19 protein-coding genes are annotated in these 25,729 nt (G+C 67.9%); 18 read left to right on the top strand and 1 reads right to left on the bottom strand.

What is annotated here, in order from left to right; genetic code table 11:
* Positions 1-61 precede the first annotated feature (61 nt).
* The 16 genes from WKB25_RS08850 to pncB all read left to right on the top strand — a co-directional run bounded on the left by WKB25_RS08850 (position 62) and on the right by pncB (position 23,504).
* Positions 62-7,249, top strand: coding sequence for an ESPR-type extended signal peptide-containing protein (locus WKB25_RS08850; RefSeq protein WP_340570020.1), 7,188 nt, complete (start codon positions 62-64; stop codon positions 7,247-7,249).
* 186 nt (positions 7,250-7,435) lie between these two features.
* The gene (locus WKB25_RS08845; RefSeq protein ID WP_340570133.1) at positions 7,436-9,289 is read left to right on the top strand and encodes a S8 family peptidase; all 1,854 of its coding nucleotides are present in this window, start codon (positions 7,436-7,438) and stop codon (positions 9,287-9,289) included.
* 135 nt (positions 9,290-9,424) lie between these two features.
* The gene (gene gspE, locus WKB25_RS08840; protein ID WP_340570019.1) at positions 9,425-11,146 is read left to right on the top strand and encodes a type II secretion system ATPase GspE; all 1,722 of its coding nucleotides are present in this window, start codon (positions 9,425-9,427) and stop codon (positions 11,144-11,146) included.
* 24 nt (positions 11,147-11,170) lie between these two features.
* Complete coding sequence (locus tag WKB25_RS08835; RefSeq protein ID WP_340570018.1) at positions 11,171-12,391, top strand: type II secretion system F family protein; 1,221 nt, start codon at positions 11,171-11,173, stop codon at positions 12,389-12,391.
* Between the two features lie 47 nt (positions 12,392-12,438).
* The gene (gene gspG, locus WKB25_RS08830; RefSeq protein ID WP_032951922.1) at positions 12,439-12,882 is read left to right on the top strand and encodes a type II secretion system major pseudopilin GspG; all 444 of its coding nucleotides are present in this window, start codon (positions 12,439-12,441) and stop codon (positions 12,880-12,882) included.
* Between the two features lie 6 nt (positions 12,883-12,888).
* Positions 12,889-13,383: a GspH/FimT family pseudopilin gene (locus WKB25_RS08825; RefSeq protein ID WP_180166719.1), complete on the top strand. Its 495-nt coding sequence runs from the start codon at positions 12,889-12,891 to the stop codon at positions 13,381-13,383.
* Positions 13,380-13,799, top strand: a complete 420-nt coding sequence (locus tag WKB25_RS08820) for a prepilin-type N-terminal cleavage/methylation domain-containing protein (RefSeq protein WP_025876704.1) — start codon at positions 13,380-13,382, stop codon at positions 13,797-13,799. Before WKB25_RS08825 ends, WKB25_RS08820 begins: the two co-directional genes overlap by 4 nt.
* Positions 13,796-14,428 carry a type II secretion system protein J gene (locus WKB25_RS08815; protein ID WP_340570017.1) on the top strand — a complete coding sequence of 211 codons (633 nt, stop codon included), beginning with the start codon at positions 13,796-13,798 and terminating at the stop codon, positions 14,426-14,428. The genes WKB25_RS08820 and WKB25_RS08815 overlap by 4 nt, the downstream gene beginning before the upstream one ends.
* Positions 14,425-15,288 (top strand): general secretion pathway protein GspK, encoded by an 864-nt coding sequence (locus tag WKB25_RS08810; RefSeq protein WP_340570016.1) that lies wholly within the window; start codon positions 14,425-14,427, stop codon positions 15,286-15,288. Before WKB25_RS08815 ends, WKB25_RS08810 begins: the two co-directional genes overlap by 4 nt.
* The gene (locus WKB25_RS08805; protein ID WP_340570015.1) at positions 15,285-16,454 is read left to right on the top strand and encodes a PilN domain-containing protein; all 1,170 of its coding nucleotides are present in this window, start codon (positions 15,285-15,287) and stop codon (positions 16,452-16,454) included. The genes WKB25_RS08810 and WKB25_RS08805 overlap by 4 nt, the downstream gene beginning before the upstream one ends.
* A complete protein-coding gene (gene gspM, locus WKB25_RS08800) occupies positions 16,429-17,148 on the top strand; it encodes a type II secretion system protein GspM (protein ID WP_208081807.1) in 720 nt (239 codons plus the stop codon). Before WKB25_RS08805 ends, gspM begins: the two co-directional genes overlap by 26 nt.
* The gene (locus WKB25_RS08795) at positions 17,138-17,926 is read left to right on the top strand and encodes a hypothetical protein (RefSeq protein ID WP_340570014.1); all 789 of its coding nucleotides are present in this window, start codon (positions 17,138-17,140) and stop codon (positions 17,924-17,926) included. Before gspM ends, WKB25_RS08795 begins: the two co-directional genes overlap by 11 nt.
* A gap of 9 nt (positions 17,927-17,935) precedes the next feature.
* Positions 17,936-20,146, top strand: coding sequence for a type II secretion system secretin GspD (gspD, locus tag WKB25_RS08790; protein WP_340570013.1), 2,211 nt, complete (start codon positions 17,936-17,938; stop codon positions 20,144-20,146).
* 395 nt (positions 20,147-20,541) lie between these two features.
* A complete protein-coding gene (locus WKB25_RS08785) occupies positions 20,542-21,396 on the top strand; it encodes a glycosyltransferase (RefSeq protein ID WP_340570012.1) in 855 nt (284 codons plus the stop codon).
* Positions 21,393-22,232, top strand: coding sequence for a glycosyltransferase family 2 protein (locus WKB25_RS08780; protein WP_340570011.1), 840 nt, complete (start codon positions 21,393-21,395; stop codon positions 22,230-22,232). Before WKB25_RS08785 ends, WKB25_RS08780 begins: the two co-directional genes overlap by 4 nt.
* Positions 22,233-22,316: 84 nt before the next feature.
* Positions 22,317-23,504: a nicotinate phosphoribosyltransferase gene (gene pncB / locus WKB25_RS08775; RefSeq protein WP_340570010.1), complete on the top strand. Its 1,188-nt coding sequence runs from the start codon at positions 22,317-22,319 to the stop codon at positions 23,502-23,504.
* Here the strand turns inward: pncB and WKB25_RS08770 are convergent.
* Entirely contained in the window at positions 23,495-23,860 is a 366-nt protein-coding gene (locus tag WKB25_RS08770; RefSeq protein ID WP_100462866.1) for a type 1 fimbrial protein, read from the bottom strand. The two genes, pncB and WKB25_RS08770, sit on opposite strands and share 10 nt — an antisense overlap.
* A gap of 422 nt (positions 23,861-24,282) precedes the next feature.
* Between WKB25_RS08770 and WKB25_RS08765 the strand changes: the two genes are divergently transcribed.
* A complete protein-coding gene (locus WKB25_RS08765; RefSeq protein WP_049469455.1) occupies positions 24,283-24,822 on the top strand; it encodes a fimbrial protein in 540 nt (179 codons plus the stop codon).
* 86 nt (positions 24,823-24,908) lie between these two features.
* Positions 24,909-25,637, top strand: a complete 729-nt coding sequence (locus WKB25_RS08760) for a molecular chaperone (RefSeq protein WP_089238705.1) — start codon at positions 24,909-24,911, stop codon at positions 25,635-25,637.
* The last annotated feature ends 92 nt before the right edge of the window (positions 25,638-25,729 follow it).

Raw genomic sequence — 25,729 nt, 5'->3', positions numbered from 1 at the left:
CCACGAAGGTTCGGCGGTGGCGTTGCTTTGCCCAAAACCAGTCCAATCAGGAGCCGTACCGATGAATCGGATTTATCGCAAGGTCTGGAACAAAGCATTGGGTCAGTTGGTGGTGGCCTCGGAACTGGCCTCTTCCAGCTCATCAGGCGGGGTCGTCGACCAGCGCCGCAGTGCGACGGATGCCGCGCCGGCACGACTGGCCGCAGCGCTGGCCTTGGCAATGGGACTGGGAATGACCGGCATCGTTTCGGCGCAGTCGGTCGAGATTGGCGGCAGCGCGAACTGCGTGGTGCTCAACAGCAAAGTGGTGGACAAGTGCGCGGTCGATGGCACTGCCAGCGCCAAGGGCAGCAACGCGGTGGCGATCGGTGCGGGTACCAGCGCCACCGGCGCCAACAGCGTGGCGCTGGGCGCCGGTTCCAAGGCAGCACGCGCCAACACCGTCTCTGTCGGTGATGCCGGCAAGGAACGGCAGGTGACCAACGTCGCCGCCGGTACCGCCGCCACCGATGCGGTGAACAAGGCGCAGCTGGATGCACAGGCACGCGCCACGCAGGCTGCGCTTGCGCAGGCGGCGGCCGAGGGCAGCCGCTATTTCAAGGCCGATGGCGCTGGTGACAACAGCGACGCGGCGAAGATCGAAGGCGAGGGGGCCATCGCGGTCGGCAGTGGCAGCCAGTCGCTGGCCAACGCCACCACTGCGGTCGGCACCCAGGCGATTGCTGCGGGAGTCGGTGCCAGTGCCTTCGGCCAGAACGCGCTCGCCTTCGGTGATGCCAGCGTGGTGGTCGGGCAGAGCGCGGCCGCATTCGGCCTGGGCGATACCGCCGTCGGTGCCCATGCCGTGGCCGCCAGCGAGAACGGTGCGGCCACCGCACTGGGCGCACTGTCCGAAGCCAGCGCCGATGGCGCAACCGCGGTCGGTGCAGGCGCGGTGGCGATGGGCCCCGGCAGCACCTCGCTGGGCCGCGGTGCAACTGCCGCCAACGAAGCCTCGATTGCAGTTGGTGCGTTCAGCACCGCAGTGGGCGAGTACAGCACGGCGCTGGGTTCCAATTCGGCGGCCGTGGCCACCGGCAGCGTGGCGCTGGGCGCCGGCTCGCTGGCCGATCGCGTGGATACCGTGTCGGTGGGTGCGGTCGACTACGGCCTGACCCGGCAGATCACAAGTGTTGCCGCAGGTACCGAAGATACCGATGCGGTCAACGTCGGTCAGTTGAAGGGTGTGGCGGCAGTAGCCGATACCACCGCCAAGCGCTTCCAGGCCACCGGCAGCAGCAACAGCGATGCTGGCGCATTGGCCGAGGGAGATGACGCGCTCGCCGCTGGCGAAGCCGCCAATGCAATCGGCAACGGCACGACCGCCGTCGGTGCAGGTGCGACCGCTGTCGCGCAGAACGCCACTGCGGTCGGCAACAACGCGCTGGCGTCGGGCCAGAACAGCGCGGCCTTCGGCAACAACGCGCAGGCAGTCGGTCCGGGCAGCGTCGCCGTCGGCGGTGCTGCGGTGGATACCGATGGCAATCCGCTGATCACCAGTGGTGGCGTGCCGGTAGAGACCGGCGCCACCAGTGCCGGGGTCGGTGGTACCGCTGTCGGTGCCAGCGCCGATGCCGGCGGTTTCGCCGCGTCGGCGTACGGCGTGGGTGCCTACGCGGCGGGTGTGCAGTCGTCGGCGTTCGGTGCGGTCTCCAATGCCATCGGCGACTACTCCACGGCCGTCGGTACGCAGAGCAACGCTACCGGTACCAGCAGCGTGGCCATCGGTGGTCCGGCGGATCTGATCCCGGGCCTGGGCTTCTTCGTGCAGACCCAGGCCAATGGCGAAGCGGCCACGGCAGTCGGTGCGGGCGCGATCGCCAGCGGTGACCATGCCGTGGCCAATGGCAGCCTGACCGAGGCCTCCGGTGCCGAGTCGGTCGCCGTGGGCTACTTCGCCTATGCACCGGGCGAGAACGCCAGCGCACTGGGTGCGCAGACCTGGGCCAGTGGCGCGCAGAGCACCGCCGTCGGCTACTACGCCACCGCGCGCGGTGCCAACAGCGTTGCACTGGGTGCGAATTCCGAAGCGGTGCGCGCCAACAGCGTGGCCGTGGGCAGTGCCGGCAACGAGCGGCAGATCACCAGCGTGGCGGCCGGCAGTGAAGCCACTGATGCAGTGAACAAGGCACAGCTGGACGCCGTGGCCAGCACCGCCGACACCACTGCGCGCTTCTTCCAGGCGCAGCCGGAAAGCGGCAGCGATGTAGGCGCCTATGCAGAAGGCGAGGGTGCGGTCGCGGCGGGTTCGGCCAGCAACGCCATCGGTGCCGGTGCGTTGGCACAGGGTGCAGGCGCGGCGGCCATCGGCGCCGACAGCGTGGCACTGGGCCGCAATACCTTCGCCGACGGTGACGGTGCAGTGGCCGTGGGTGGCCTGAGCCAGGCGTACGACGAATACAACCAGCCCCTGCTGGATGACCAGGGCAATCCGGTGCAGATCGGCACCACCGCGTCGGCCGGTTCCACCGCCGTCGGCAATGCCGCGCAGGCCACCGGCGCCAGCAGCAGCGCCTTCGGTACTGCGGCGCAGGCCACCGGCGACAACAGCTTCGCGGCAGGCGGCAAGTCGCGCGCTACCGGCAGCTATGCCGTTGCCATCGGTGACAGCGCCTTCGCCAAGGCCGATGACAGTACCGCCGTGGGTGGCTACAGCACCGCCAGCGAGGAAGGCGCCACCGCCTTCGGTGCTGGCGCGTGGGCCACTGGCCGCAATGCCTCGGCGTTCGGTCCGGCGGCATGGGCCAGTGCCAACGGCGCGACCTCCATCGGCTACAACAGCTGGGCCAACGGCACCAGTTCCACCGCCGTCGGGCGCGGTGCCTTCAGCTACGGCGACAACAGCGTTGCGCTGGGCTTCCAGGCACTGGGCAACAGCATCAACAGCATCGCCATCGGCACCAACACGGTGGCCGGCGGTGAAAGTGCGATCGCCCTGGGCGCGGGCAGCACGGCCAGTGGCAACAACGCGGTTGCACTGGGTGCGGGTTCGGTGGCCAGCCGCGACCGCAGCGTGTCGGTGGGCAGCGCCGGCAACGAGCGGCAGATCACCAGTGTGGCGGCGGGTACCCAGGCCACCGATGCGGTGAACAAGTCGCAGCTCGATGCGGTTGCGGCCAGTGCCGCGACCACCAGCAAGTACTTCCAGGCCAGCGGCAGCGCCGGCAGCGATGCCGGTGCCTACGTGGAAGGCGACAACGCGCTGGCCGCCGGTGAATCGGCCAATGCCATCGGCAACGGCGCCACCGCGCTGGGCAGTGGCGCCAATGCGCTGGCCAGCAATGCACAGGCCATCGGCTTCAATGCGCTGGCCACTGCAGCCAATGCCAGCGCCATTGGTGCCAATGCACAGGCGACCGGCGAATACGCCACCGCGCACGGTGCCGAGAGCGAAGCCAGTGGCGAGCAGAGTGCGGCGTTCGGTGCGGCCTCGGTGGCCAGTGGCGCCGGCAGCACCGCCACCGGCGTGTTGTCCGAGGCCAGCGGCGAGGAAGCCGTGGCGGTAGGTTACTTCAGCAATGCCAGCGGTGAGGCCGCCACGGCGGTCGGCAGTGAAAGCGTGGCCAGCGGCACCGCTTCGGCGGCGTTCGGCATCGGCGCCGAAGCGACCGGCGGCTACAGCACCGCCATCGGTGGCTACGCCAACGCATCGGCATTCAACGCCACCGCCTTCGGCAACTTCGCCAACGCCTCCGGCTCCAACAGCGTCGCGCTCGGCGGCGATTCGGAAGCGTCCGGTGCCTACAGCACCGCCACCGGCCAGGGCAGCCTGGCTACCGGCACCAATGCCGTGGCCGTCGGTGGTTCGTTGTTCGGCCTGCTGGCGACCGAAGCATCCGGCGACTATTCCACCGCGGTCGGTGGCGGCGCCTATGCGCCGGGCATCAACAGCACCGCGCTGGGCAATGCGGCGGAATCGCGCGGCGCCAACAGCGTGGCGCTGGGTGCCGATTCGATTGCAGACCGCGACAACACCGTGTCGGTCGGTGGTGGCGGCAACACCCGCCAGATCACCAACGTGGCCGCCGGTACCCAAGGTACCGATGCAGTGAACAAGGATCAGCTGGACGCAGTGGCCGCCGAGGGGGCCAAGACCAGCAAGTACTTCCAGGCCAGCGGCAGCGCCGACAGCGATGCCGGTGCCTACGTGGAAGGCGACAGCGCGCTGGCTGCCGGTGAAGCGGCCAATGCGATCGGCAACGGCGCCACCGCGCTCGGCAGTGGTGCCACGGCCGTGGCCGCCAATGCGACTGCGGTAGGCTTCAACACGCTGGCGACGGGCAGCAATGCGGCTGCGGTGGGCAGCAACGCGCAGGCCACCGGCGCAGACAGTGCCGCACTCGGCAACGGCGCGGTGGCCAGTGGCATCAGCGCCACGGCCACCGGCACCGCGGCACAGGCCAGTGGCGTCTACAGCACGGCCAACGGTGCGGAGGCGGTCGCCAGCGGTGCGCAATCGCTGGCCAGTGGTTTCCGCAGTGCAGCCTCGGCCGATGGCACCACCGCCATCGGTGGCTACAGCGAAGCCAGCGGCCGTCTCGGCACTGCGCTGGGCTACGGCTCGGCCGCGACCGGTGCCAACACCACGGCGGTCGGCTTCGGTGCAGCAGCAGCAGGCAGCGGCGCGGTCGCCGTCGGTCAATCCAGCGAAGCCAGTGGCGCAGAGAGTGTTGCCATCGGTGGCAGCACCTTCTTCGGCCTGATCCCGTCGCGTGCCAGCGGTACCGGTGCAGCGGCCTTCGGTGCCGGTGCCTGGGCCACCGACGACTACGCCACCGCCATCGGCTGGAACTCGTGGGCCGATGGCGCCGAGTCGACCGCGCTGGGTGCCAGCGCTACCGCCAACGGTGCCAACAGCGTCGCCTTGGGCGCCGGTTCGAAGGCTGACCGTGACAACACCGTGGCCGTCGGCAGTGCAGGCAACGAACGCCAGGTGACCCACGTCGCCGCGGGCACCGAAGGCACCGATGCGGTCAACAAGAACCAGCTTGATGCCGTCGCTGCCACGGCGGACAAGACCAGCAAGCACTTCCAGGCCAGCGGCAGTGCCGACAGCGATGCCGGGGCATACGTCGAAGGCGACAACGCGCTGGCTGCCGGTGAAGCAGCCAATGCGATCGGCAACGGCGCCAGTGCGCTCGGCAGCGGTGCCACCGCAGTCGCGGCCAACGCCACCGCGGTCGGCTTCAATGCGCTGGCCAGCGGTGCCAATGGCGCGGCGCTGGGCAATGCGGCACAGGCTACCGGCGTAGACAGCGTGGCCCTGGGCAGTGGTGCCGCCGCCAGCGAGCTCGGTTCCAGTGCCACCGGCGCCGCTGCGCAGGCCAAGGGTGCCTACAGCACCGCCAGCGGCGCGCAGTCCACCGCCAGCGGCACGCAGTCGCAGGCCAGTGGCTTCCGTGCCACGGCAACGGCGGACGGCGCTTCGGCGCTCGGTGCCTACGCCGAGGCCAGTGGCCGTCTCGGTACCGCGGTGGGTTATGGCGCCAAGGCCGTGGGCGGTAACGGAACGGCCCTCGGTGTCAGCGCCCAGGCCAACGGGGCCAATAGCGTCGCCTTGGGTGGCGGCTCGGTCGCCGACCGTGCCTACACCGTGTCGGTGGGCAACGTCGGCTTGAACCGGCAGATCACCAACGTCGCCAACGGCACCGAGTGGGACGATGCCGTCAATCGCGGGCAGCTGGATGTGGTCGCCTTTACAGCCAACACCACCAACCGCTACTTCCGTGGTAACGGCAGTGGAACCGCGAGCGCAGTGGGCGCTGATTCGGTGGCGATGGGTTCGACTGCCACCGCCGTCGGCGCACGCAGCATCGCGTTGGGCAGCAACGCCACGGTGCCCGCCAGCGGTGCGATTGCCATGGGTGCCAACGCCGGTGCGACCGGCGTCAACTCGGTGGCTCTGGGTACGGGCGCGGCCGCCCTGGAGGCCAACGTGGTGTCGGTCGGTGGCGGCAACGGCACAAACGGCCCGGCTCGGCGCCGCATCGTCAACGTCGCCGACGGCCGCATCGCCGCCGGCAGCAGCGATGCCGTGACCGGTTCACAGCTCAACGTCACCAACCAGCGCGTGGGCGCGGTGGAAACCCGGGTCGGTGATTTCGACTCGCGCATCGCTACCGTTGAAACCAGCGCGGCCAGTTCGGTCGGCTACGACGATGCCAGCCGTGACCGCCTGACGCTTGGCGGGATCCAGGGCACCACCATCGACAACGTCGGCGCCGGCAGCATCACCTCCGGCAGCCGCCAGGCGATCAACGGTGGCCAACTGTTCCAGTCGCTCAGCGATGCCGCCAGCTTCCTCGGCGGCGGTGCCAGCGTCGGCATGCAGGGTGTGTTCGTTGCGCCGAACTATGTGATCCAGGGCTCCACCTACAGCAACGTCGGCGACGCGCTGGGCGCACTGGACCGCAAGGTCAGCGAGATCGATCGTCGCACCGCCAGCGGCACGCGTTCCGGTGCGGCCAGCCTGCGTTCGATGGTCGCTCCGCTGGATGCCGACGCGGCCAGCGCGGCCACGGCGTCGGCCAGCGCCGATGCGAGCCTGGCGGATGGCGGATCGACCACGGCGCGGGTGCAGGGCACTCCGACTGCAGCCAGCGCAGGCAGTGCGCAGCCGGCACTGGTCGCAGGCGGTGGCATCAACGCCGTCGCGATGGGTGATGGCGCTGTGGCCAGTGGTGCATCGTCCACCGCTGTCGGCCAGGGCGCGAGTGCGACGGCGGCCAATGCGGTGGCGCTGGGCCAGGGCTCGGTAGCCGATCGCGCCAACACCGTCTCGGTGGGCAGCGAGGGCAACGAACGCCAGGTCACCAACGTGGCGGCCGGTACCACCGCAACCGATGCGGTCAACAAGGGCCAGCTGGATCGTGGCATCACCACCGCCAACAGCTACACCGACAGCCGCGTGCAGGCGGTGTCCGACAGCTTCGATGTGTTCAAGGGTGAAGTGGATGGACGCCTGCGCCACATGGATCGCCGCATCGACCGCCAGGGCGCGATGAGCTCGGCGATGCTCAACATGGCCACCAGTGCCGCCGGCATCCGTACCCAGAACCGGGTCGGCGTCGGCATCGGTTTCCAGGGGGGCGAGTCGGCCATGTCGCTGGGCTACCAGCGTGCGATCAGCGATCGCGCCACGGTCACCATCGGTGGTGCCTTCAGCAGTGATGACAGCTCGGTCGGCGTCGGTGCCGGCTTCGGCTGGTAAGTGCGCAACAACGTGCCGGTGGGTCATCCCATCGGCACGTCGAGCAGTGAGCGCCAAAGGGGCGTGGCACGGCAACCCTGGTGGGCCAGCCAGGGCAGTCGCAGGGAGTGATGGCCGTAGTGAGCTCCGTCCGAGCAACGGGCGGAGAAGGAAAGCTCAACCATGACCTTGAAGAGGATTTCGAACGTGACCAAGAAGCAGACCCTTCGCATCAATGTGCTGGCGGCCGCCATGCTGTCGCTGACCGCCGTTGGCGCTGTCCACGCCGCCGGGTTGCCGGTGCACGAGCCGGTGCGCCAGGCAAGCGCTGCCCAGTCGGGCACCGACCGCATCATCGTCAAGTACCGCGCCGGCACGGCCGCCGCACTCGACCGTTCGGCCAAGTTGTCCACCGTGCAGTCGGCGTTGACCCGGGCCAGCCTGTCCGGTGGTGCGGCGCGTGCCAGCACGTTGGGGCCGCAGGTGGTGCGCAGGCTGGGCGTCGGCGCCGATGTGATCCGCCTGCAGGGCCGTCTGGCGCCTGCCGAGCTGCAGCGGGTGCTGAAGGAGCTGAAGGCCGATCCGGCCGTGCAGTACGCCGAGGCCGACGTGAAGCTGCGTCGCAGTGAACTCCGGGCCGGCGATGTGCAGCCGGCGCTGGCGCCGAACGACCCCTACTATCAGCAGTACCAGTGGCACCTGCACAACGCCACCGGTGGCATCAACGCGCCGGCGGCGTGGGATGTGTCGCAGGGTGAGGGTGTGGTGGTGGCGGTGCTCGACACCGGCATCCTGCCGCAGCATCCGGACCTGGTCGGCAACCTGCTGGAGGGCTACGACTTCATCAGTGACGCCGAGACCTCGCGCCGCGCGACCGACGATCGCGTGCCGGGCGCACAGGACTATGGCGATTGGGTTGAGAACGACAACGAGTGCTACAGCGGCTCGCTCGCCGAAGACAGTTCCTGGCATGGCACCCATGTGGCCGGTACCGTAGCTGAGCAGACCAACAACGGCGTCGGCATGGCCGGTGTCGCGCACAAGTCCAAGGTGTTGCCGGTCCGCGTACTTGGCAAGTGCGGTGGCTACCTGTCCGATATCGCCGATGCCATCACCTGGGCTTCCGGCGGCACCGTGGCGGGGGTCCCGGCCAACGCCAATCCGGCCGAGGTCATCAACATGAGCCTGGGTGGCAGCGGCAGCTGCGACGGTACCTACCAGGATGCGATCAACGGCGCGATCTCGCGCGGTACCACCGTGGTGGTGGCGGCCGGCAACGAGACCGACAACGCCTCCAGGTACCGCCCGGCCAGCTGCGATGGCGTCGTTACCGTGGGTGCCACCCGCATCACCGGTGGCATCACCTACTACTCCAACTACGGCACCCGCGTTGACCTGTCCGGCCCGGGCGGTGGCGGCAGCGTCGACGGCAACCCGGGTGGCTATATCTGGCAGTCCGGCTCTGATGCGGCCACCACGCCAGCGTCGGGTAGCTACAGCTACATGGGCATGGGCGGCACGTCGATGGCCTCGCCGCACGTGGCCGCCGTCGCTGCACTGGTGCAGAGCGCGCTGATCGCCAAGGGCAAGGATCCGCTGGCCCCGGCGGTGATGCGTACCCTGCTGAAGGAAACCGCACGTCCGTTCCCGGTCAGCATCCCGACCGCCACCCCGATCGGCACCGGCATCGTCGATGCCAAGGCTGCGCTGGCCAAGGCACTGGAAGAGCCGTGCACCGAGAACTGCGGACCGGTGGCGACGCCGCTGACCAACAAGGCCGCGGTGGGGGGGCTGAACGGCACTGCCGGCAGCAGCCGCCTGTACAGCTTCGAGGCAGCCGCCGGCAAGCAGTTCAGCGTGATCACCTACGGTGGCACCGGCAACGTCTCGGTCTACATTGCCCAGGGGCGCGAGCCGAGTGCCAGCGACAACGATGCCAAGTCGACCCGTCCCGGCACGTCCGAAACGGTGCGGGTGAACAAGCCGGTGGCTGGCACCTACTACATCAAGGTGGTGGGCGAAGCGGCCTACAACGGCGTGAGCATCCTGGCGACCCAGTAATAACCGACTGTCGTAAATGAATAAGCGCGGCCCGTCACCTGTGTGACGGGCCTCGTCTTTTTACGAAAGAAGAATCGGAGCGGGTGGAAACCACGGCTTAACTGCTAAAGTCGGGACGATCGACAGGAGAGTCATGTGAACGCGCTCGCTGCCACTGCCACCGACGACACTGAAGGCCGCATCCTCGATGCGCTGCTGGCACGTGGTCGGCTCAAGGAAGGAGATCTGGCACGTGCGCGGCCGCTGCATGCCGAAGCCGGTGGCAGCCTGCTCGGCCTGCTGGTCCGGCTGGGGCTGGTGTCCGAACGTGACCAGGCGCAGGCCAGCGCCGATGTGCTGGGCCTGCCGCTGCTGGAGGGGCGCCAGCTGCCTGAATCGCCACCGCAGGCGCTGGCCGAAGGCCTGCCGCTGTCGCTGCGCTTCCTCAAGCAGTTCCACGTGTGCCCGCTGGCGCTGGATGAACACGGCGTGCAGCTGTGGTTGGCCGATGCCCACGATCCTTACCCGCAGCAGGCCGTGCAGTTGGCACTGGGTGTACCGGTCACGCCGCTGCTGGGCATGCGCGCGGAGATCGATGACCTGGTCGAGCGCTGGTTCGGCCAGGGCCGCAGTGCAATGGGCGCGATCGTGGAAACCGCCGATGGCGAAGGCGGCGCAGTGGACGATATCGAGCACCTGCGCGATCTCGCCTCGGAAGCGCCGGTAATCCGCCTGGTCAACCTGGTGATCCAGCGCGCGGTCGAACTGCGCGCATCGGACATCCACGTAGAGCCTTTCGAAAACCGGCTGAAAGTGCGTTACCGCGTCGATGGCGTGCTGGTCGAAGGCGAGAGCCCGCCGGCCAACCTGACCGCCGCGGTGATCAGCCGCATCAAGATCATGGCCCGGCTCAACATCGCCGAGCGCCGCCTGCCGCAGGATGGCCGCATCATGCTGCGCGTGCAGGGCAAGGAACTGGACCTGCGTGTCAGCACGGTGCCCACCGCGCACGGCGAAAGCGTGGTGATGCGCCTGCTTGATCGCGAGACGGTGGTGTTCGACTTCCACCGGCTGGGCTTCACCGATGCCTTCCTGCCGCAGTTCCGCAAGGTGCTTGAACAGCCGCACGGCATCCTGCTGGTGACCGGCCCCACCGGTTCGGGCAAGACCACCACGCTGTACACCGCGCTGAGCCAGCTCAACACCGCCGACGTCAAGATCATCACCGTTGAAGATCCGGTCGAGTACCAGATCGAAGGTATCAACCAGATCCAGGCCAAGCCGCAGATCGGGCTGGATTTCGCCAATGCGCTGCGCAGCATCGTGCGCCAGGATCCGGACATCATCATGATCGGCGAAATGCGCGATCTGGAAACCGCGCGCATCGCGATCCAGTCGGCGTTGACCGGCCACCTGGTGCTGTCCACGCTGCATACCAACAATGCCGCGGGTGGCATCACCCGCCTGCTCGACATGGGCGTGGAAGACTATCTGCTCACTTCCACCATCAACGGCATCCTGGCCCAGCGCCTGGTGCGCCGGCTGGAGCCGACCCACGCCGAGCGCTATGAAGCCTCGCCAGAAGAGATCGAGCGCTTCGACCTGCGTCGCCTGCAGCCGCACGGAACGATCCACCTGTATCGGCCGAAGCCGTCGGCGCTGGCGCCGACCGGCTACCTGGGGCGCACCACCATCATGGAATTCCTGGTGATGAACGACGCGCTGCGGCGTGCGGTGATGCGTCGCGATGGCATGGGCGAGATCGAGCGCATCGCCCGTGAAGCCGGCATGCGCACCATGTACGAGGACGGCCTGAGCAAGGCCCTGAGCGGGCAGACGACCCTCGAGGAAGTCCTGCGCGTGACCGAGGAAGGCTGATGCGCGCAGGACGCAGGGGCTGACATGCCGAACTATCGCTACAAGGCGCTCAATACGCACGGCGAGATCTTCGACGGACAGATGGAAGCGGCCAGCGAGGCCGAGCTGGTCGCTCGCCTGCAGGACCAGGGCCATCTGCCGATGGAAACGCAGCTGGCCGACGGTGGTGCGGTTGGTGGCACCAGCCTGCGCGGCCTGTTCCGCCAGCGTCCGCTGCAGGGCGCGGCACTGCTGCAGTTCACCCAGCAGCTGGCTACGCTGCTCGGTGCCGGGCAGCCGCTGGACCGCGCGCTGTCGATCCTGCTCAGCCTGCCCGAAGACGAGCGCTCGCGCCGTGCGATCACCGACATCCGGGACGTGGTGCGCGGTGGCGCGCCGCTGTCGACTGCGCTGGAACGCCAGCACGGCCTGTTTTCGCGCCTGTACGTGAACATGGTGCGCGCCGGTGAAGCCGGTGGCAGCCTGCACGACACCCTGCAACGCCTGGCCGATTACCTCGAGCGCAGCCGTGCGCTGCAGGGCAAGGTGATCAACGCGCTGGTCTACCCGGCGATCCTGCTGGTGGTGGTGGGCGGTGCGCTGCTGTTCCTGCTGGGCTATGTGGTGCCGCAGTTCGCACAGATGTACGAAAGCCTGGACGTAGCGTTGCCGTGGTTCACCAACCTGGTGCTGCAGCTGGGCCTGTTCGTGCGCGACTGGTGGGTGCTGCTGCTGGTGGTGCCGGGCGTGCTGCTGCTGTTGTTCGAACGCAAGGCGCGGCAGCCCGCGTTCCGTCTGGCGCTGGATGGCTGGCTGCTGCAGCGCCGCAGCATCGGTCGCCTGCTGGGCGAACTGGAAACCGCGCGGCTGGCGCGCACCCTGGGGACATTGCTGCGTAACGGCGTGCCGCTGCTGGCGGCGCTGGGCATCGCCCGCAACGTGCTCGGCAACCGCGCGCTGGCTGCCGATCTGGAAACCGCCGCCGACGAGGTCAAGAACGGCACCGGCCTGTCGCTGGCGCTGTCGCGCGGCAAGCGCTTTCCCCGGTTGGCGCTGCAGATGATCCAGGTCGGCGAGGAGTCCGGCGCGCTCGATACCATGCTGCTGAAAGCTGCTGATACTTTCGAACAGGACAGTGCCCGCCGCATCGACCGCCTGCTGGCGGCGATGGTGCCGGCGATCACCCTGGTGCTGGCCTCGGTGGTCGGTGCGGTGATCGTGGCCGTGCTGGTGCCGTTGTACGACCTCACCAACGCCATCGGCTGACGATGGCCTCCTGCAACCCCGACATCCCGTACCTGAAAGGACCGACCATGATTGCTTCCCGTCGACCGATCCGCCTTTCCTTCACCGCCGCACGCCACCAGTCGGGCATGAGCCTGCTGGAGATCATCATCGTCATCGTGCTGATCGGTGCGGTGCTGACTCTGGTCGCCAGCCGCGTGCTCGGCGGCGCCGATCGCGGCAAGGCCAACATCGCCAAGGCGCAGGTGCAGACCGTTGCCTCCAAGGTCGACAACTACCAGATCGACACCGGCAAGCTGCCTGCCTCGCTCAACGACCTGGTGACCGCACCGGCCGGCGTTGGTGGCTGGCTCGGCCCGTATGCCAAGCCTGCCGACCTCAACGACCCGTGGGGCCACGCGCTGGAGTACCGCGCACCGGGCGAAGGCCAGGCGTATGAACTGATCAGCCTGGGCAAGGACGGCAAGGCCGGCGGCAGCAGCGTCGACGCTGACATCCGCTACCAGCCGTAAGCACGCATGCTGCTTTTCCTGCCGCGCCGGTTGTCCCGCCCGCGCCTGCACGGCAGGCGCGCAGCGGGCCTGTCGCTGCTGGAAATGCTGCTGGTGATCGCGCTGATCGCGGCCATCGGCCTGATCACCGCCGCTGGCATGTCGCGCGGCTTTGCCGGCATGCAGCTGCGCAGTGCAGGCAAGGACATCGCCAACCAGCTGCGCATGGTGCGAGCGCAGGCGATTGCCCGCGGCGAGCCGCAGCGCTTCGTGATCGAACCGGCACAGCATCGTTGGCAGGGCGCCAGCCAGCGCCACGGTGAAGTGCCGGCCAAGCTGAAGGTGCAGTTCGAAGGTGCCGCACAGCTGGCCACCGCGCCCGGCCAGGGCGTGATCGAATTCCATCCCGACGGCGGCTCCAGCGGCGGCCGCATCCGCCTGCAGCTGGAGAGCGCCGAGTGGCGCATCGATGTGGGCTGGTTGACCGGTGAAGTCCGTTCCGGACCGTGGCGGGCGCAATGAGGTCGCGCGCCCGTGGCTTCACCCTGCTTGAAGTGATCGTTGCCTTCGCACTGCTTGGGTTGGCACTGACGCTGTTGCTGGGCAGCCTGTCCGGTGGCGCGCGCCAGGTGCGCGATGCCGAGCTGCGCACGCGCGCGGTGCTGCACGCGCAATCATTGCTGGCCGCCGCTGGCGTGGAAGCGCCACTGCAGGCCGGCAGCCAACAGGGCGAGTGGGAGCAGGGGCGATATCACTGGCAGCTGCAGGTGCAGCCCTGGGCCGAGCCGCGCAGTGGTGCGCTGCCCGCTGCGCAGTCGCCGGGTGCACCGTGGCTGGCGGAACTGCAGTTGCAGGTGCGTTGGGGCGACAGCGAGCGCGAGCAGTTGCGCTGGCGCAGCCTGCGCCTGTTGCCGCCTGCGCTGGAGAATGCGCGATGAGGCGCCACTCGCGGGGCTTCACGCTGATCGAAGTCATGCTGGCCACGGTGCTGCTGGCTGGCGGCCTGGCGTTGGCGTTCGCCAGCGTACGCTCGGCGATGGCGATCAGCCAGCGCGGTGAGCAGATTGCCGCGCAGAGTGAACGCATGCGCGCAGTGCAGGCTCTGCTGCGGCGCCAGCTCGCCAGCGCCCTGCGCAGCCCGCTGGAAGTGCCCGATCCTACCCGCGAACCGGTGTTCTTCCAGGGCGACGATCAGGGCATGCAGTTCGTAGCCGACCTGCCGGGCTATCTCGGTCGCGGCGGCCCGTACCTGCATGCGCTGCAGGTGGATGGTGCAGCCGGCCACCGCCGTTTGCTGCTGGAGCTGGTGCTGCTGCAGGAAGGCGAGCGCATCGAAGAGAACCCGCCGCGCCCGCCCGAAGTGCTGGTGGAGGGCTTGAAGGATGTACGGCTGCGCTATCGCGGTGTCGACGCCAGCAACGGGCAGATGACCGAATGGTTGCCCCGTTGGGATGACACCCGGCGCCTGCCGTTGCTGGTGGAAGTGCAGATCGTGCCAAGCAGGGGCGCGCCGTGGCCGCCGCTGGTGGTGGCACTGCGTGCCGGCGGCAGCGGAGGCGCGCGATGAAGCGTCCACGCGGTGCCGCACTGGTACTGGTGCTGTGGCTGATCGCGCTGATGACCGCGCTGGTCGGTGCCTTTGCGCTCAGCGCACGGGTCGAGCACCTGCAGCAGCGGGTGCTCGGTGATGATGCACGCGGCCAGGAGCGCGCGCGCGCGGGCCTGGAATACGCACTGCTGCGGCTGCAGCCAGACCCGCAGCGTCCGCCGTGGCAGGCCGACGGCCGCGCCTATCGCTGGCAGTTCGACGACGCCCGCATCGAGATCCGGGTGCTGGACGAGAACGGCAAGATCAACCTCAACCTGGCGGATGCGGCGCTGCTGTCCGCATTCATGCAGGCATTGGGCGAGCCGGCTGAAACCGCCAAGCAGTTGGCCGGTGCGATCATCGACTGGCGCGACGAAGACAGCCTGCTGCAGCCGGGTGGCGGTGCCGAGGCACCGGAGTACGCTGCCGCAGGCCTGCCCTATGGCCCGCGCAACAAGCGCTTTGAAACCCTGGGCGAACTGCAGCGGGTGCTGGGAATGCGCGGATCGCTGTATGCCGCGATGCTGCCGCACCTGACGCTCTACAGCCGCCAGGCGCGCCCGGATCCACGCTTCGCCAGTGGCCCGGTGTTGACGGCAATGGGCCTGGATGCGGAACAACTGCTGGCGCAACGCGCCCAGCAGGAGCGTGACGGAGATAACGCTGTGGGTGCATCGGCGCTTGCCAGCGGCAGTGGCACCTATAGTATCGAGTCCCGCGCCACTGACGGCAGCGGACGCCTGTCGGTGCTGCAGGCGGTGGTGCGCAACGGATCGGGCGGGGTGCCCGGCCGGACCTACACAGTGCTTCGCTGGGAGCAGGGAATGGCAGCAAGATGACGGCTTGGCAGGACAGTCTGCGGCAGGTGCAGGGCCAGATCGGCCCCGGGGCCGGCCGTTTCCTGCGCTGGTGGCGGCAGTCGTTGCTGGCCTGGGTGCCGATGCGCTGGCAATGGGCGCTGGGCTGGTCGCAGACCCGCCTGCTGCTGCAGTGCGAAGACGGGCAGCTGCAGGTCTGGCGCGAAACCGGTGACGGCCTCGAGCCCGTGGCCCGTCTTCCGTGGCCGCTGCAACCGGCGGACCTGGATCGCGTGCTGGAGCCGCGCCTGCGCAGCCTGCCACGGGTGTGGCTGCTGCCCGCCGGGCAGGTCCTGCGGCGCAATCTGCGTCTGCCCGCCGCGGCAGGTGACCGCCTGCGTGCGGTGGTCGGCTACGAGATCGACCGGCAGACACCGTTCGAAGCCAGCCAGGTCAGCTATGACATCCGTGAACTGGGCAGTGCCGGCGAAGGCCTGCTACAGGTGGAGCTGGTGGCCTGGCCGCTGCGTCAGCTCGATGAGTGGCGCGCGCAGATAGGCGACTGGGCAGATGCCTTGGCCGGTGTCGATGCGATAGATGCACAGGGCCGCGCGTTGCAGGTCAATCTGCTGCCGCCCGCGCAGCGTCAACAGCGGCCGGACCCGATGCGGCGCTGGAACCTGCTGCTTGCCGCAGCGGCGCTGGTGATGCTGGTGCTGGCAGCGATGCAACTGCTGGACAATCGCCGCGCCGCCGTCGATGCACTGCGCGAAGACGTCGAGCGCAGCGCCCGCAGTGCGCGTGGCGTCGCCAGCGAACGCAGCCAGCTGCAGGCGCTGCTGGATGGAGCGACGTTCCTGGAAACACAACGCAACCAGCGCGCCAGTACCGTCGAAGTGTGGAATGAGCTGACCCGGCGCCTGCCCGATGGCACCTACCTGGAAAAACTGGCGATCGAGAACAACAGCCTGCAGCTGATCGGCCTCAGCAGCGAAGCATCGCAGCTGGTTCCGCTGCTGCAGGACGCGCCGCAGTGGCGCAAGGTGAACCTTACCGGCGTGCTGCAGGCCGATGGTGCCGCCAGTGGCCGCGACCGCTTCACCCTGACCGCCGAGCTGCAGCCATTGCCCTCGGCGGCACCTGCGCCCGCAGCCGCCGCGACTGAAACCACGGAGGCGGCCCATGCCGATGCCAAGCGCACGCCGTGACCGCTGGCTGGCACTGGCACTGCTGTTGGCAGTGTTGGGCCTGGCCTACCTGCTGCTGGTGCACCCGTGGTTCACCCAGCCATTGCTCGCGATCGACGCCGATGCCGCTGCCCTGCGCGAACGCCAGCAGCGCGTACAGGCGCAGCTGCAGCAGCAGCCGCAGATCGAACAGCGGCTGCGCGCGACCCGCGACGCCCTGCAGCAGCGCCCGGGGTTCCTGCAGGAAGCCACCGCCGAGGCCGCTGCGGCCGCGCTCGGCGCACGCCTGCAGGATGCGGTGGCGATGGCCAGCCCGGGCAACCGCAGCTGCACCATCAGCAACCGCACGCCATTGAGCGACAACCGTCGCGACGCCGCTTTCGTCCGCGTGGCCATGCAGGTGCGCCTGCGCTGTGGCGTGGCCGAACTGGCCACTGTCCTGCATAGCCTTGAGACCGGCAGCCCGCGCCTGTTCGTGGACAACCTCAACCTGATCGCACAGCGCTTCCAGCAATCGCCGAACGAATCCGGCCTCGGCCTGGATGTGTCCTTCGAGCTGGCCGGCTACCTGTTGCCAGGTGCTGCCGCCGATTCCTCGACAGCGCCCGTGGCCACGCCACCTGCAGCGGCGCCGGTGGTGTCGCCGCCGGCACCTGTACCGGCACCGGCGGAGCAGCCTGCTGCCGATGCGCAGGAGGTGGCCGATGAAGCTTGAACAGATCAACCTGCGCACCGGGCTGCTGCTGGCGCTGGCCGGATGGGCCGCTGCGACCTGGTTGGCCACCGGCTTCGGCCTGGGCAGCAGGCTGCCCACGGTCAGCACGGAGGGCGACGCCCAGGCCGCGCTGCCGGCGTTGCCCCTGCTGGCCGCCGAACGCATGGCCAGCGCAGACAGCTACAGCGTGATCAGCGAGCGGCCCCTGTTCGCCGAAGACCGCAAGCCGCGCCCGTATCTGCTGGGGGGCAGCGAAGCCGCCGCCAGTCCCGCGCTGCGCCTGACCGGCGTGCTGCTCACCCGTGATTTCAGCATGGCCACCTTCACCACCGAGCAGGGCCGATCGTTGCGCCTGCGCCTCAACGGTGATGCAGTCGATGGCTGGCAGCTGGTTGCATTGGAACCGCGCCAGGCCACGGTGATCGGCTCCAGTGGCAGCCAGGTGCTGGAGCTGGCCGTGTTCAATGGCCAGGGCGGTGAAGCGCCGACGGTCCTGCGCGGGGCCAATGGCGCACCGCCTGTGCCCGGCGCGGTGGTTCCGCCGCCACCGCCACAACCGACGCCCAGCCAGACTCTGCCCAACCCACGTGCCACCGATGGCAACGTGGCGCCGGCGTCGCCTGCACCGGCTGCGGCCGTCGCACCCCCTGCCAACACCAACGGTCCCAGCGAAGCGCAGATGCAGGCCATCCGCGAACGCATCCAGGCCCGCCGCCGTCAGCTGCAGCAACAGCAGCAACAACCGTCGCCGCCCCCGGGCGATGGCACCAACCGATAGAGTGAATGCATGAATCTGCGTTTTCTTCCCTGGTCCCTTGCCCTGACGCTGCTGGTCGGCTGCAGCACCGTGTCCGCTCCGCATGTGCAACGCAACGGTAACCTGCAGCCATCGGCCAGCGCCGGTCAGGCCGCCACCGATGCGCAGACCGAAGCGGCCGATCAAGCCCAGGGGACGCCGCAGGCGGTGATCCGCCGTGGCACCGGCACCATGATCAACCGCGAGGCCGCGCGCAAGCCTTCGCCCGCGCTGCATGCGGCCAGCTCCGGTGAAGCGACCTTCAACTTCGAAGGCGAGTCGGTACACGCAGTGGTCAAGGCCATCCTCGGTGACATGCTCGGCCAGAACTACGTGATCGCGCCCGGGGTGCAGGGCACGGTGACCCTGGCCACGCCCAAGCCGGTGTCGCCGGCACAGGCACTGAATCTGCTGGAGATGGTGCTGGGCTGGAACAACGCCCGCATGGTCTACAGCGGTGGCCGTTACAACATCGTCGCCGCCGACCAGGCACTGGCTGGCACCGTGGCGCCGAGCACCGCGCCAGCCTCCAGCGCACGCGGCTTTGAAGTGCGCGTGGTGCCGCTGCAGTTCATCTCCGCCACCGAGATGAAGAAGGTGCTGGAGCCCTATGCGCGGCCCAATGCCATCGTCAACGTCGACAGCGGCCGCAACGTGATCACCCTGGGCGGGACGCGTGCCGAACTCGAGAACTACCTGCATACCGTCGAAATCTTCGACGTCGACTGGCTCTCGGGCATGTCGGTGGGCGTGTTCCCGATCCAGTCCGGCAAGGCCGAGCAGGTCGCGGCCGATCTGGAAAAGGTGTTCGGCGAAGAGAGCAAGACGCCGAGCGCCGGCATGTTCCGTTTCCTGCCGCTGGAAAACGCCAACGCCGTGCTGGTGATCACCCCGCAGGTGCGCTATCTGGACCAGATCCAGCAGTGGCTGGACCGCATCGATACCGCTGGTGGCAGCGCGCGCCTGTTCTCGCATGAACTGCGTTACATCAAGGCCCGCGATCTGGCTGAACGCCTCAGCGAAGCCTTTGCCAGCAGCGGTAATCGCAGTGGTTCCGGCGCGGCATCGCTGGCACCGGGCGCCATTCCTTCGCAGCTGGGCAGCGATGGCGAGCGCGGCATGGACGCCAACAACGGCAGCAGCTTCAACAACACGGTGGGGGGCAGCAGCGCCAGCAGTGGCGGTGGCAGCTCCGGCTCCCTGAACCTGCCGCAGCGCCAGTCGGGCAACGTCAGCATCAGCCTGGAAGTGGAAGGCGATCGTGTCGGCGTGTCGGCGGTGGAAGAGACGAACACGTTGCTGGTGCGTTCGACGCCGCAGGCCTGGCGCTCGATCCGCGAGGTGATCGAAAAGCTGGACGTGATGCCGCTGCAGGTGCATATCGAAGCGCAGGTGGCCGAAGTCGGGCTGACCGGCGACCTGAAGTACGGCGTGAACTGGTACTTCGACAACGCCGTAGCAGGGCGCGCGCTGACCGGCGCGCTGTCCGGGTTGACCCTGCCGGCAGCGGCGGGCGGCTCCTGGAACACCTTCGCCGGTGCGGTGACCGGCAACGATGGCGCCAACTGGGCGTTCACCGGCCACAACGGTGCCGCCGTGGTCAGCGCGCTGGACAAGGTCACCGACGTGCGTCTGCTGCAGACACCCTCGGTGTTTGTGCGCAACAACGCCGAGGCCACGCTCAACGTCGGCGACAAGGTGCCGATCAACACCACCACGGTCAACACCGGCATCGGCACCAGCAGCTACAGCTCGGTGCAGTACATCGACACCGGCGTGATCCTCAAGGTGCGCCCGCGCGTAACCCGCGACGGCACGGTGTTCCTGGATATCGTGCAGGAGATCAGCAGCGCATCGGACGTGCCGGAAAACTGCAATCCGCAGGAGCGCAACTGCAATCCGCGCATCTCCACCAAGAAGCTGGCCACCGAGGCGGCGGTGCAGAGTGGGGACACCATCATGCTGGCCGGCCTGATCACCGATTCGGCCACTGATGGCAGCAGCGGCATTCCCGGCCTCAGCCGGATTCCGGTGCTGGGTGCGCTGTTCGGCCAGAAGAGCCGCACCAGCCGTCGTTCGGAAGTGATCGTGCTGCTGACCCCGACCATCGTCCGCAACGGCCAGGAAGCACGCACCCTGACGGACGAATACAGCCAGCGCTTCCGCGCGATGGAGCCACTGAGCCAGCCGGGCAGGAAGTAAGCCGGCCGGGCGGCGCCCGGGTAACGCGCCATCGCATGCGCGCTGTCGCTCCCACGCTTCGCTGCGCGAACCGCGGGCCCCGCTTGCCAGCTTCCAGACCCCCGCCGCGTCGCGGCCGGCCCCTGACTCAGGGGGCTCTGCCCCAGACGCGACCCCGTGTCCGGTAGATCCACGCCATGCGTGGATGCTTTTCGTCTCAATGTCGGAATATTCGATTTCGACGGAGATTCATCCACGCATGGCGTGGATCTACTGGCCACCGGCCCGCCATCCCCCAGGAACCCAGCAGTTGCTGTTGCTTCGGCCCTGGCTTGAAGCCTCTGCGGGTGCCGGGTGCAACCCGGCCGACACCCACCCGGTGCTACGCTGTGGCCACCGACAACCACGGAGGCGGGATGGGGGCGATCGTGTTGTTGCCGCTGGGCGTGGACGACGCGGTACTTGACCGCTGCCTGGCCGCGCTTGATGCCGGTACCGCAGCGGGTACATCGATCTGGCTGGGCGATGACGCGCAGGCCGGGCCACGTGCACAGGCAGTGGTCGAACACTGGCTGGCACATACCCCGCTGCAGGCCGAATACACCCGCCGCGCCAGACCCCTCGGCGAGGTTGCCCACCTGGACGAAATGCTGCGTGCCTGCGATGGCCTGGACGTCGCGGTGCTGGCCCCGGACAGCGTGCCTGCACCGGGATGGCTGCAGCAGTTGCAGGCCACGTTTGCTCGTGACGCCGCCATCGCTACCGCCACGCCGTGGTGCAACGTGGGCGAGACCGCCGCCTGGCCGCGGTTGGGCGAGCTCAACCCAGAACCGGACGACCCGGCGCTGCTGGCCCACGTCTGCGCCGCACTGCCGGCCCTGCACCCCGAACTCCCCTCGGCAGTCACCCACGCGGTGCTGGTGCGCGCCAATGCGCGGCGGCGCGCCGGTGGCCTGGATGCAGAAAGCTACCTGGGCTGGAACGCGGCGCTGGTCGATCTGAGCCTGCGCATGGCGGGCCTCGGCTGGCGCAACGTGTTGTGCGAAAACGCCTTCGTCAGCCGTGCCAGTGAAGCGCCCAGCCGCGACGGCGATCTGGAGGCATTGGCCGCGCGCTGGCCGGGCTGGGTACCGCGGCTGGCTGACTTCCTGATGCATGATCCGCTGCATACGTTGCGCCAGGACCTGCAGCACAACCTGCAGCAGGCGATAATGCCGCGCGGGCAGGGCGACCTGTTCGTGCCGCCATCACCGCTGGAGCCGCCTGTTTGAATGCCGCCATTGCCGCCATCGTCGTCACCTACCAGAGCGGCAGCACCATCGATGCCTGCCTGTCGCGACTGCGCCAGGCGCAGGACGTGGCCGAGATCCGGGTGATCGACAACGGCTCGCTGGATGACACTCTGGAGATCGTGCAGCGCCACGCCAGCCACGATCCGCGTGTACGTTTCATCGCCAACCCGGACAACCCCGGTTTCGCCGCGGCCAACAACCAGGGTGTTGCTGATTCACACAGCCCGTGGCTGGCCTTCATCAATCCCGACCTGATGGTCGAAGTCGATACCCTTGCAGCACTGCGTGATCGCGCCGGTGCGGTGGGTGACAGTCTGCTGGGCGTGGAGCAGGTGGACGAACATGGCCAGGCTGACGAAGCGGTGCGGCGGCGTGATCCGGACTTCCTCGCCATGCTGCGCTCGCCCGGGCGCGGCGCGCGGTTGGCCATTGCCCGCGACCCGGTGCAGCCGTTGCAGCAGGTGCCGGCATTGTCCGGTGCGCTGCTGCTGATGCCGCGCGCCCTGTTCGATCGCATCGGCGGCTGGGATGCCGGCTACCGGCTGCACGCCGAAGACCTGGACCTGTGCCGCCGCGTGCGTGAGGCCGGTGGCGTGGTCGCCATCGCCAACGACCTGAAGGTGACCCACGTGCGTGGGGTGTCCAGCCGCTCGCGCCCGTTCTTCGTGGAATGGCACAAGCATCGCGGGCTGTGGCGCTACTTCAGCAAGTTCGAAGCGTCGCAGCGGTCGCTGCCGGTGCGGGTGGCGGTGTGGGGGGCGATCTGGGCTCACGCACTGGTGCAGGTACCGAGGTTGCTGCGCAGGTCGCTGTAACGCGCTTCCACGGAATCATCGACGCATGACGTGGATCTACTGGCGGCGCCCCCGGTTCACCCCTACAGGCGCATAATTCCAGCCATGCCTATCATCCAGTCCCTGCTCGACACCGACCTGTACAAGTTCACCATGATGCAGGCGGTGCTGCACCAGCACCCCGGCGCGCAGGTTCAATACCGTTTCAAATGCCGCACCCCCGGTATCGAACTGGCCCGCTTCATCGACCAGATCGATGAGGAGATCGAGCACCTGTGCAGCCTGCGCTTCAGCAATGAAGAGCTGGATTACATGCGTGGCCTGCGCTTCGTGAAGCCGGATTTCGCCGACTTCCTCGGCCTGTTCCACCTGGATCGCAAGTACATCCAGCTGCGTGCGTCGAAGACGGTGCCCGGTGAGATCGAGCTGGATATCACCGGTCCGTGGCTGCACACCATCCTGTTCGAAGTGCCGCTGCTGGCGATCATCAACGAAGTCTGGTTCCGCAACACCACCACTGCGGATTTCGCCGAAGGCGAACGCCGCCTGCAGGCCAAGGCCGCGCTGCTGCGCGATACCCCCGGCTTCGAACAGTGCCGCATCGCCGACTACGGCAGCCGCCGCCGCTACTCGCGCGACTGGCATGCACGCCTGCTGCCGCTGCTGCGCGACGCGCTGGGCCCGCAGTTGGTCGGCACCAGCAACGTGCACTTCGCGCGCCTGTACGGCATGACCCCGCACGGCACCATGGCCCACGAATACCTGCAGGCATTCCAGGCGCTGGGTCCGCGCCTGCGCGATTCGCAGGTAGCGGCACTGGAATCGTGGGCGCGCGAGTACCGCGGCGACCTCGGGATTGCGCTGTCCGACGTGGTCGGGCTGGATGCGTTCCTGCGCGACTTCGACATGTATTTCTGCAAACTGTTCGATGGCGTGCGCCATGATTCCGGCGACCCGTTCGACTGGGGCGACCGCATGCTGGCCCACTTCCAGCAGCGCCGCGTTGACGCGCGCAGCAAGGTGCTGGTCTTCAGCGATGGGCTCGACATCACCAAGGTGATGCGCCTGTACGACTACTTCCGCGGCCGCTGCCAGGTGGCGTTCGGCGTGGGTACCCATCTGACCAACGATCTGGGGCCGACCCCGCTCAACATCGTCATCAAGATGGTCCGCTGCAATGGCCAGCCGGTGGCCAAGCTCAGTGACTCACCGGGCAAGAGCATGTGCGATGACCCGGGTTACCTGTCCTACCTGCGGCAGGTGTTCGAACTGCCGGACCCGGCTCAGGGGTAGTCGACCACCACCAGATAGGCGCCTCGCAGCGGTTGGCGCTGGGAGGCTTCCAGGCGATAGCGCTCGGAGAACGACAGGTCGCCGGCACGCAGCGTGCGTGCGGCCACGGCCAGCTGCTGGCCATGGCGGCCGCCTTCCCGCAGCGTTGCCGTTTCACCTTCGCCCAGCGCCGTCACAGCCACCTTGGCGCCCTTGGCCGACGGCGGGCATGCCTCCAGGCTCAGCTCCTGCTGGGACAGGCGCGTCGTGCAACCGGGATCGACGATGCGACCGCTGAAGCGGACGCTTCCGCTGCTGGCCTGGGCCAGCGCGCTGACGGACATCAAGGCCACGCACAGCAGGATCGAGCTCTTCATGACACGTTCTCTGGTTCGGTGTGTCCTAGTTAGCGACAACCGCGAACAGTCATTGATAGGCAGTGTTTCGTTCTGCTAGGGCCATCACCCGAGAAGGGTGATGCGCGTCAAATAACGCCGTTTTTACCTGCAAACGCGGCCTATGATCGAGTGCCATTTGCGTCGCACGCCAAGCCTGCCTTGGCTTCCCGGACGCCCTCCATTTTTTGAGCTACCACGTCAATTTATTGGCGTCAATATGTTGTGTTCATAAAAAATTATGAGAACTGGGTCACATTTATGCATATACTTGCGTCACGGATTCAGGGAGAGGTACGTCCGAATCCGGCGACAGGTGAGACGCAAGGAAGGGTCCGATGCCCGGCAGTGCTCCTTGCTTCCTCCTCTACTTTCCATCTCTTCAGTAGGGTTAGGTACAAGCAATGCACAAGATCAAATTCATCGCGGTTCTGATGCTGGCTGCCGCTCCGCTGGCCGCCAATGCTGCCGACGGCACCATCACCTTCAACGGCAAGGTCACCGACAAGACCTGCACCATCTCGACCCCGGGTGGCAAGGACTTCTCTGTCAACCTGCCGACGGTCTCCAAGAGCACCCTGGCTGCCGCCGGTGCCGTCGCCGGTCGTACCCCGTTCGCGATCAACCTGACCAAGTGCAGCGCCGGCAACGTCGCTACCTATTTCGAGCCGGGTTCGACCGTTGACTTCAACAGCGGCCGCCTGAACAACCAGGCTGCAGCCAATGCTGCCGGCAACGTGCAGCTGCAGCTGCTGGGCTCGAACAACCAGTTCCTGCCGGTCAAGGCCTCGGGCGCCAACCAGGCCCAGGACAACTCGCAGTGGGTGACCGTTGCTGCCGATGGCACCGCCAACCTGAACTACTACGCTGAGTACTACGCGACCGCCGCCGCGACTGCCGGTGAAGTCACCAGCAACGTCAAGTACACGATCATCTACAACTGATCGTAGCCGTACCCCGCACTGGCCGGCGTACGCGCCGGCCAGTGCTTCGCGGCCCTTGGCCACACATCTCGAGCGTAGTAATTCCGATGAAAGCAATCTTTCCCCGGGCGCTGCTGCTGGCAGCGTTCACGCTGCCCTTCTGCCAGAACGCTCTGGCTGGCGTGGTGGTCAATGGCACGCGAGTGATCTACCCGGCGCAATCGCGCGAAGTCACCGTGCAGGTCGACAACGTGGGCGACTCGCCCGCGCTGGTGCAGGCGTGGGTCGACAGTGGCGACGCCAACCAGACCGCTGATACCAGTGATGCACCGTTCGTGCTGACGCCGCCGATCAGCCGTGTCGAGCCCGGTCGCAGCCAGGCGCTGCGCCTGATCTTCTCTGGCGCGCAGCTGCCGACCGACCACGAATCGGTGTTCTGGCTCAACGTGCTGGATGTGCCGCCGTCGCCGGAAAGCGCCGACAGTGGCGAACAGAACTACCTGCAGGTCGCGTTTCGTTCGCGCCTCAAACTTTTTTACCGGCCGCAGGGCCTGAAGGGCGTCGCCAACGACGCGCCTGCAGCACTGCGCTGGACCCGCAGCGGTGATCGCCTGCGGGTGGAAAACCCCAGTCCCTTCCATGTGACCCTGGCTGAAGTGCATGCCGTGACCGGCAGCGGCGAACGGCCGGTCGAAGAGCAGGGAAAGATGGTTGCACCGAAGCAGAGCCTGGATTTCGCGGCTCCGGCCGGCATCGAGCAGGTCCGCTTCATCACCATCAACGACTACGGCGGCCGGGTCGAACACACGATCCGCCTGTCCGCGACCGGGGGCTGAAAGCGCCGCGTGGGCCATTGGCCTGCGCATCCCGCAACTGCCGCCGTGCGGCGAATTGAAGGAATGTCAGTGTGATCGGAAACAGATTGACA

It is taken from the genome of Stenotrophomonas sp. G106K1, from assembly GCF_037969685.1.
In the GTDB taxonomy this organism is placed as follows: Bacteria; Pseudomonadota; Gammaproteobacteria; order Xanthomonadales; family Xanthomonadaceae; genus Stenotrophomonas; species Stenotrophomonas lactitubi.
The sequence above is the reverse complement of the archived record's forward strand: the minus strand, read 5'-3'. Positions and strand labels throughout refer to the sequence as shown.

What these genes read in the sequence shown, in the direction of transcription:
- WKB25_RS08850 (WP_340570020.1), top strand. Translation starts at nt 62, where the DNA reads ATGAATCGGATTTATCGCAAGGTCTGGAACAAAGCATTGGGTCAGTTG.
- WKB25_RS08835 (WP_340570018.1), top strand. Translation starts at nt 11,171, where the DNA reads ATGCCGAACTATCGCTACAAGGCGCTCAATACGCACGGCGAGATCTTC.
- gspG (WP_032951922.1), top strand. Translation starts at nt 12,439, where the DNA reads ATGATTGCTTCCCGTCGACCGATCCGCCTTTCCTTCACCGCCGCACGC.
- WKB25_RS08825 (WP_180166719.1), top strand. Translation starts at nt 12,889, where the DNA reads ATGCTGCTTTTCCTGCCGCGCCGGTTGTCCCGCCCGCGCCTGCACGGC.
- WKB25_RS08820 (WP_025876704.1), top strand. Translation starts at nt 13,380, where the DNA reads ATGAGGTCGCGCGCCCGTGGCTTCACCCTGCTTGAAGTGATCGTTGCC.
- WKB25_RS08815 (WP_340570017.1), top strand. Translation starts at nt 13,796, where the DNA reads ATGAGGCGCCACTCGCGGGGCTTCACGCTGATCGAAGTCATGCTGGCC.
- WKB25_RS08810 (WP_340570016.1), top strand. Translation starts at nt 14,425, where the DNA reads ATGAAGCGTCCACGCGGTGCCGCACTGGTACTGGTGCTGTGGCTGATC.
- WKB25_RS08805 (WP_340570015.1), top strand. Translation starts at nt 15,285, where the DNA reads ATGACGGCTTGGCAGGACAGTCTGCGGCAGGTGCAGGGCCAGATCGGC.
- gspM (WP_208081807.1), top strand. Translation starts at nt 16,429, where the DNA reads ATGCCGATGCCAAGCGCACGCCGTGACCGCTGGCTGGCACTGGCACTG.
- WKB25_RS08795 (WP_340570014.1), top strand. Translation starts at nt 17,138, where the DNA reads ATGAAGCTTGAACAGATCAACCTGCGCACCGGGCTGCTGCTGGCGCTG.
- gspD (WP_340570013.1), top strand. Translation starts at nt 17,936, where the DNA reads ATGAATCTGCGTTTTCTTCCCTGGTCCCTTGCCCTGACGCTGCTGGTC.
- WKB25_RS08785 (WP_340570012.1), top strand. Translation starts at nt 20,542, where the DNA reads ATGGGGGCGATCGTGTTGTTGCCGCTGGGCGTGGACGACGCGGTACTT.
- pncB (WP_340570010.1), top strand. Translation starts at nt 22,317, where the DNA reads ATGCCTATCATCCAGTCCCTGCTCGACACCGACCTGTACAAGTTCACC.
- WKB25_RS08770 (WP_100462866.1), bottom strand. Translation starts at nt 23,860, where the DNA reads ATGAAGAGCTCGATCCTGCTGTGCGTGGCCTTGATGTCCGTCAGCGCG.
- WKB25_RS08765 (WP_049469455.1), top strand. Translation starts at nt 24,283, where the DNA reads ATGCACAAGATCAAATTCATCGCGGTTCTGATGCTGGCTGCCGCTCCG.
- WKB25_RS08760 (WP_089238705.1), top strand. Translation starts at nt 24,909, where the DNA reads ATGAAAGCAATCTTTCCCCGGGCGCTGCTGCTGGCAGCGTTCACGCTG.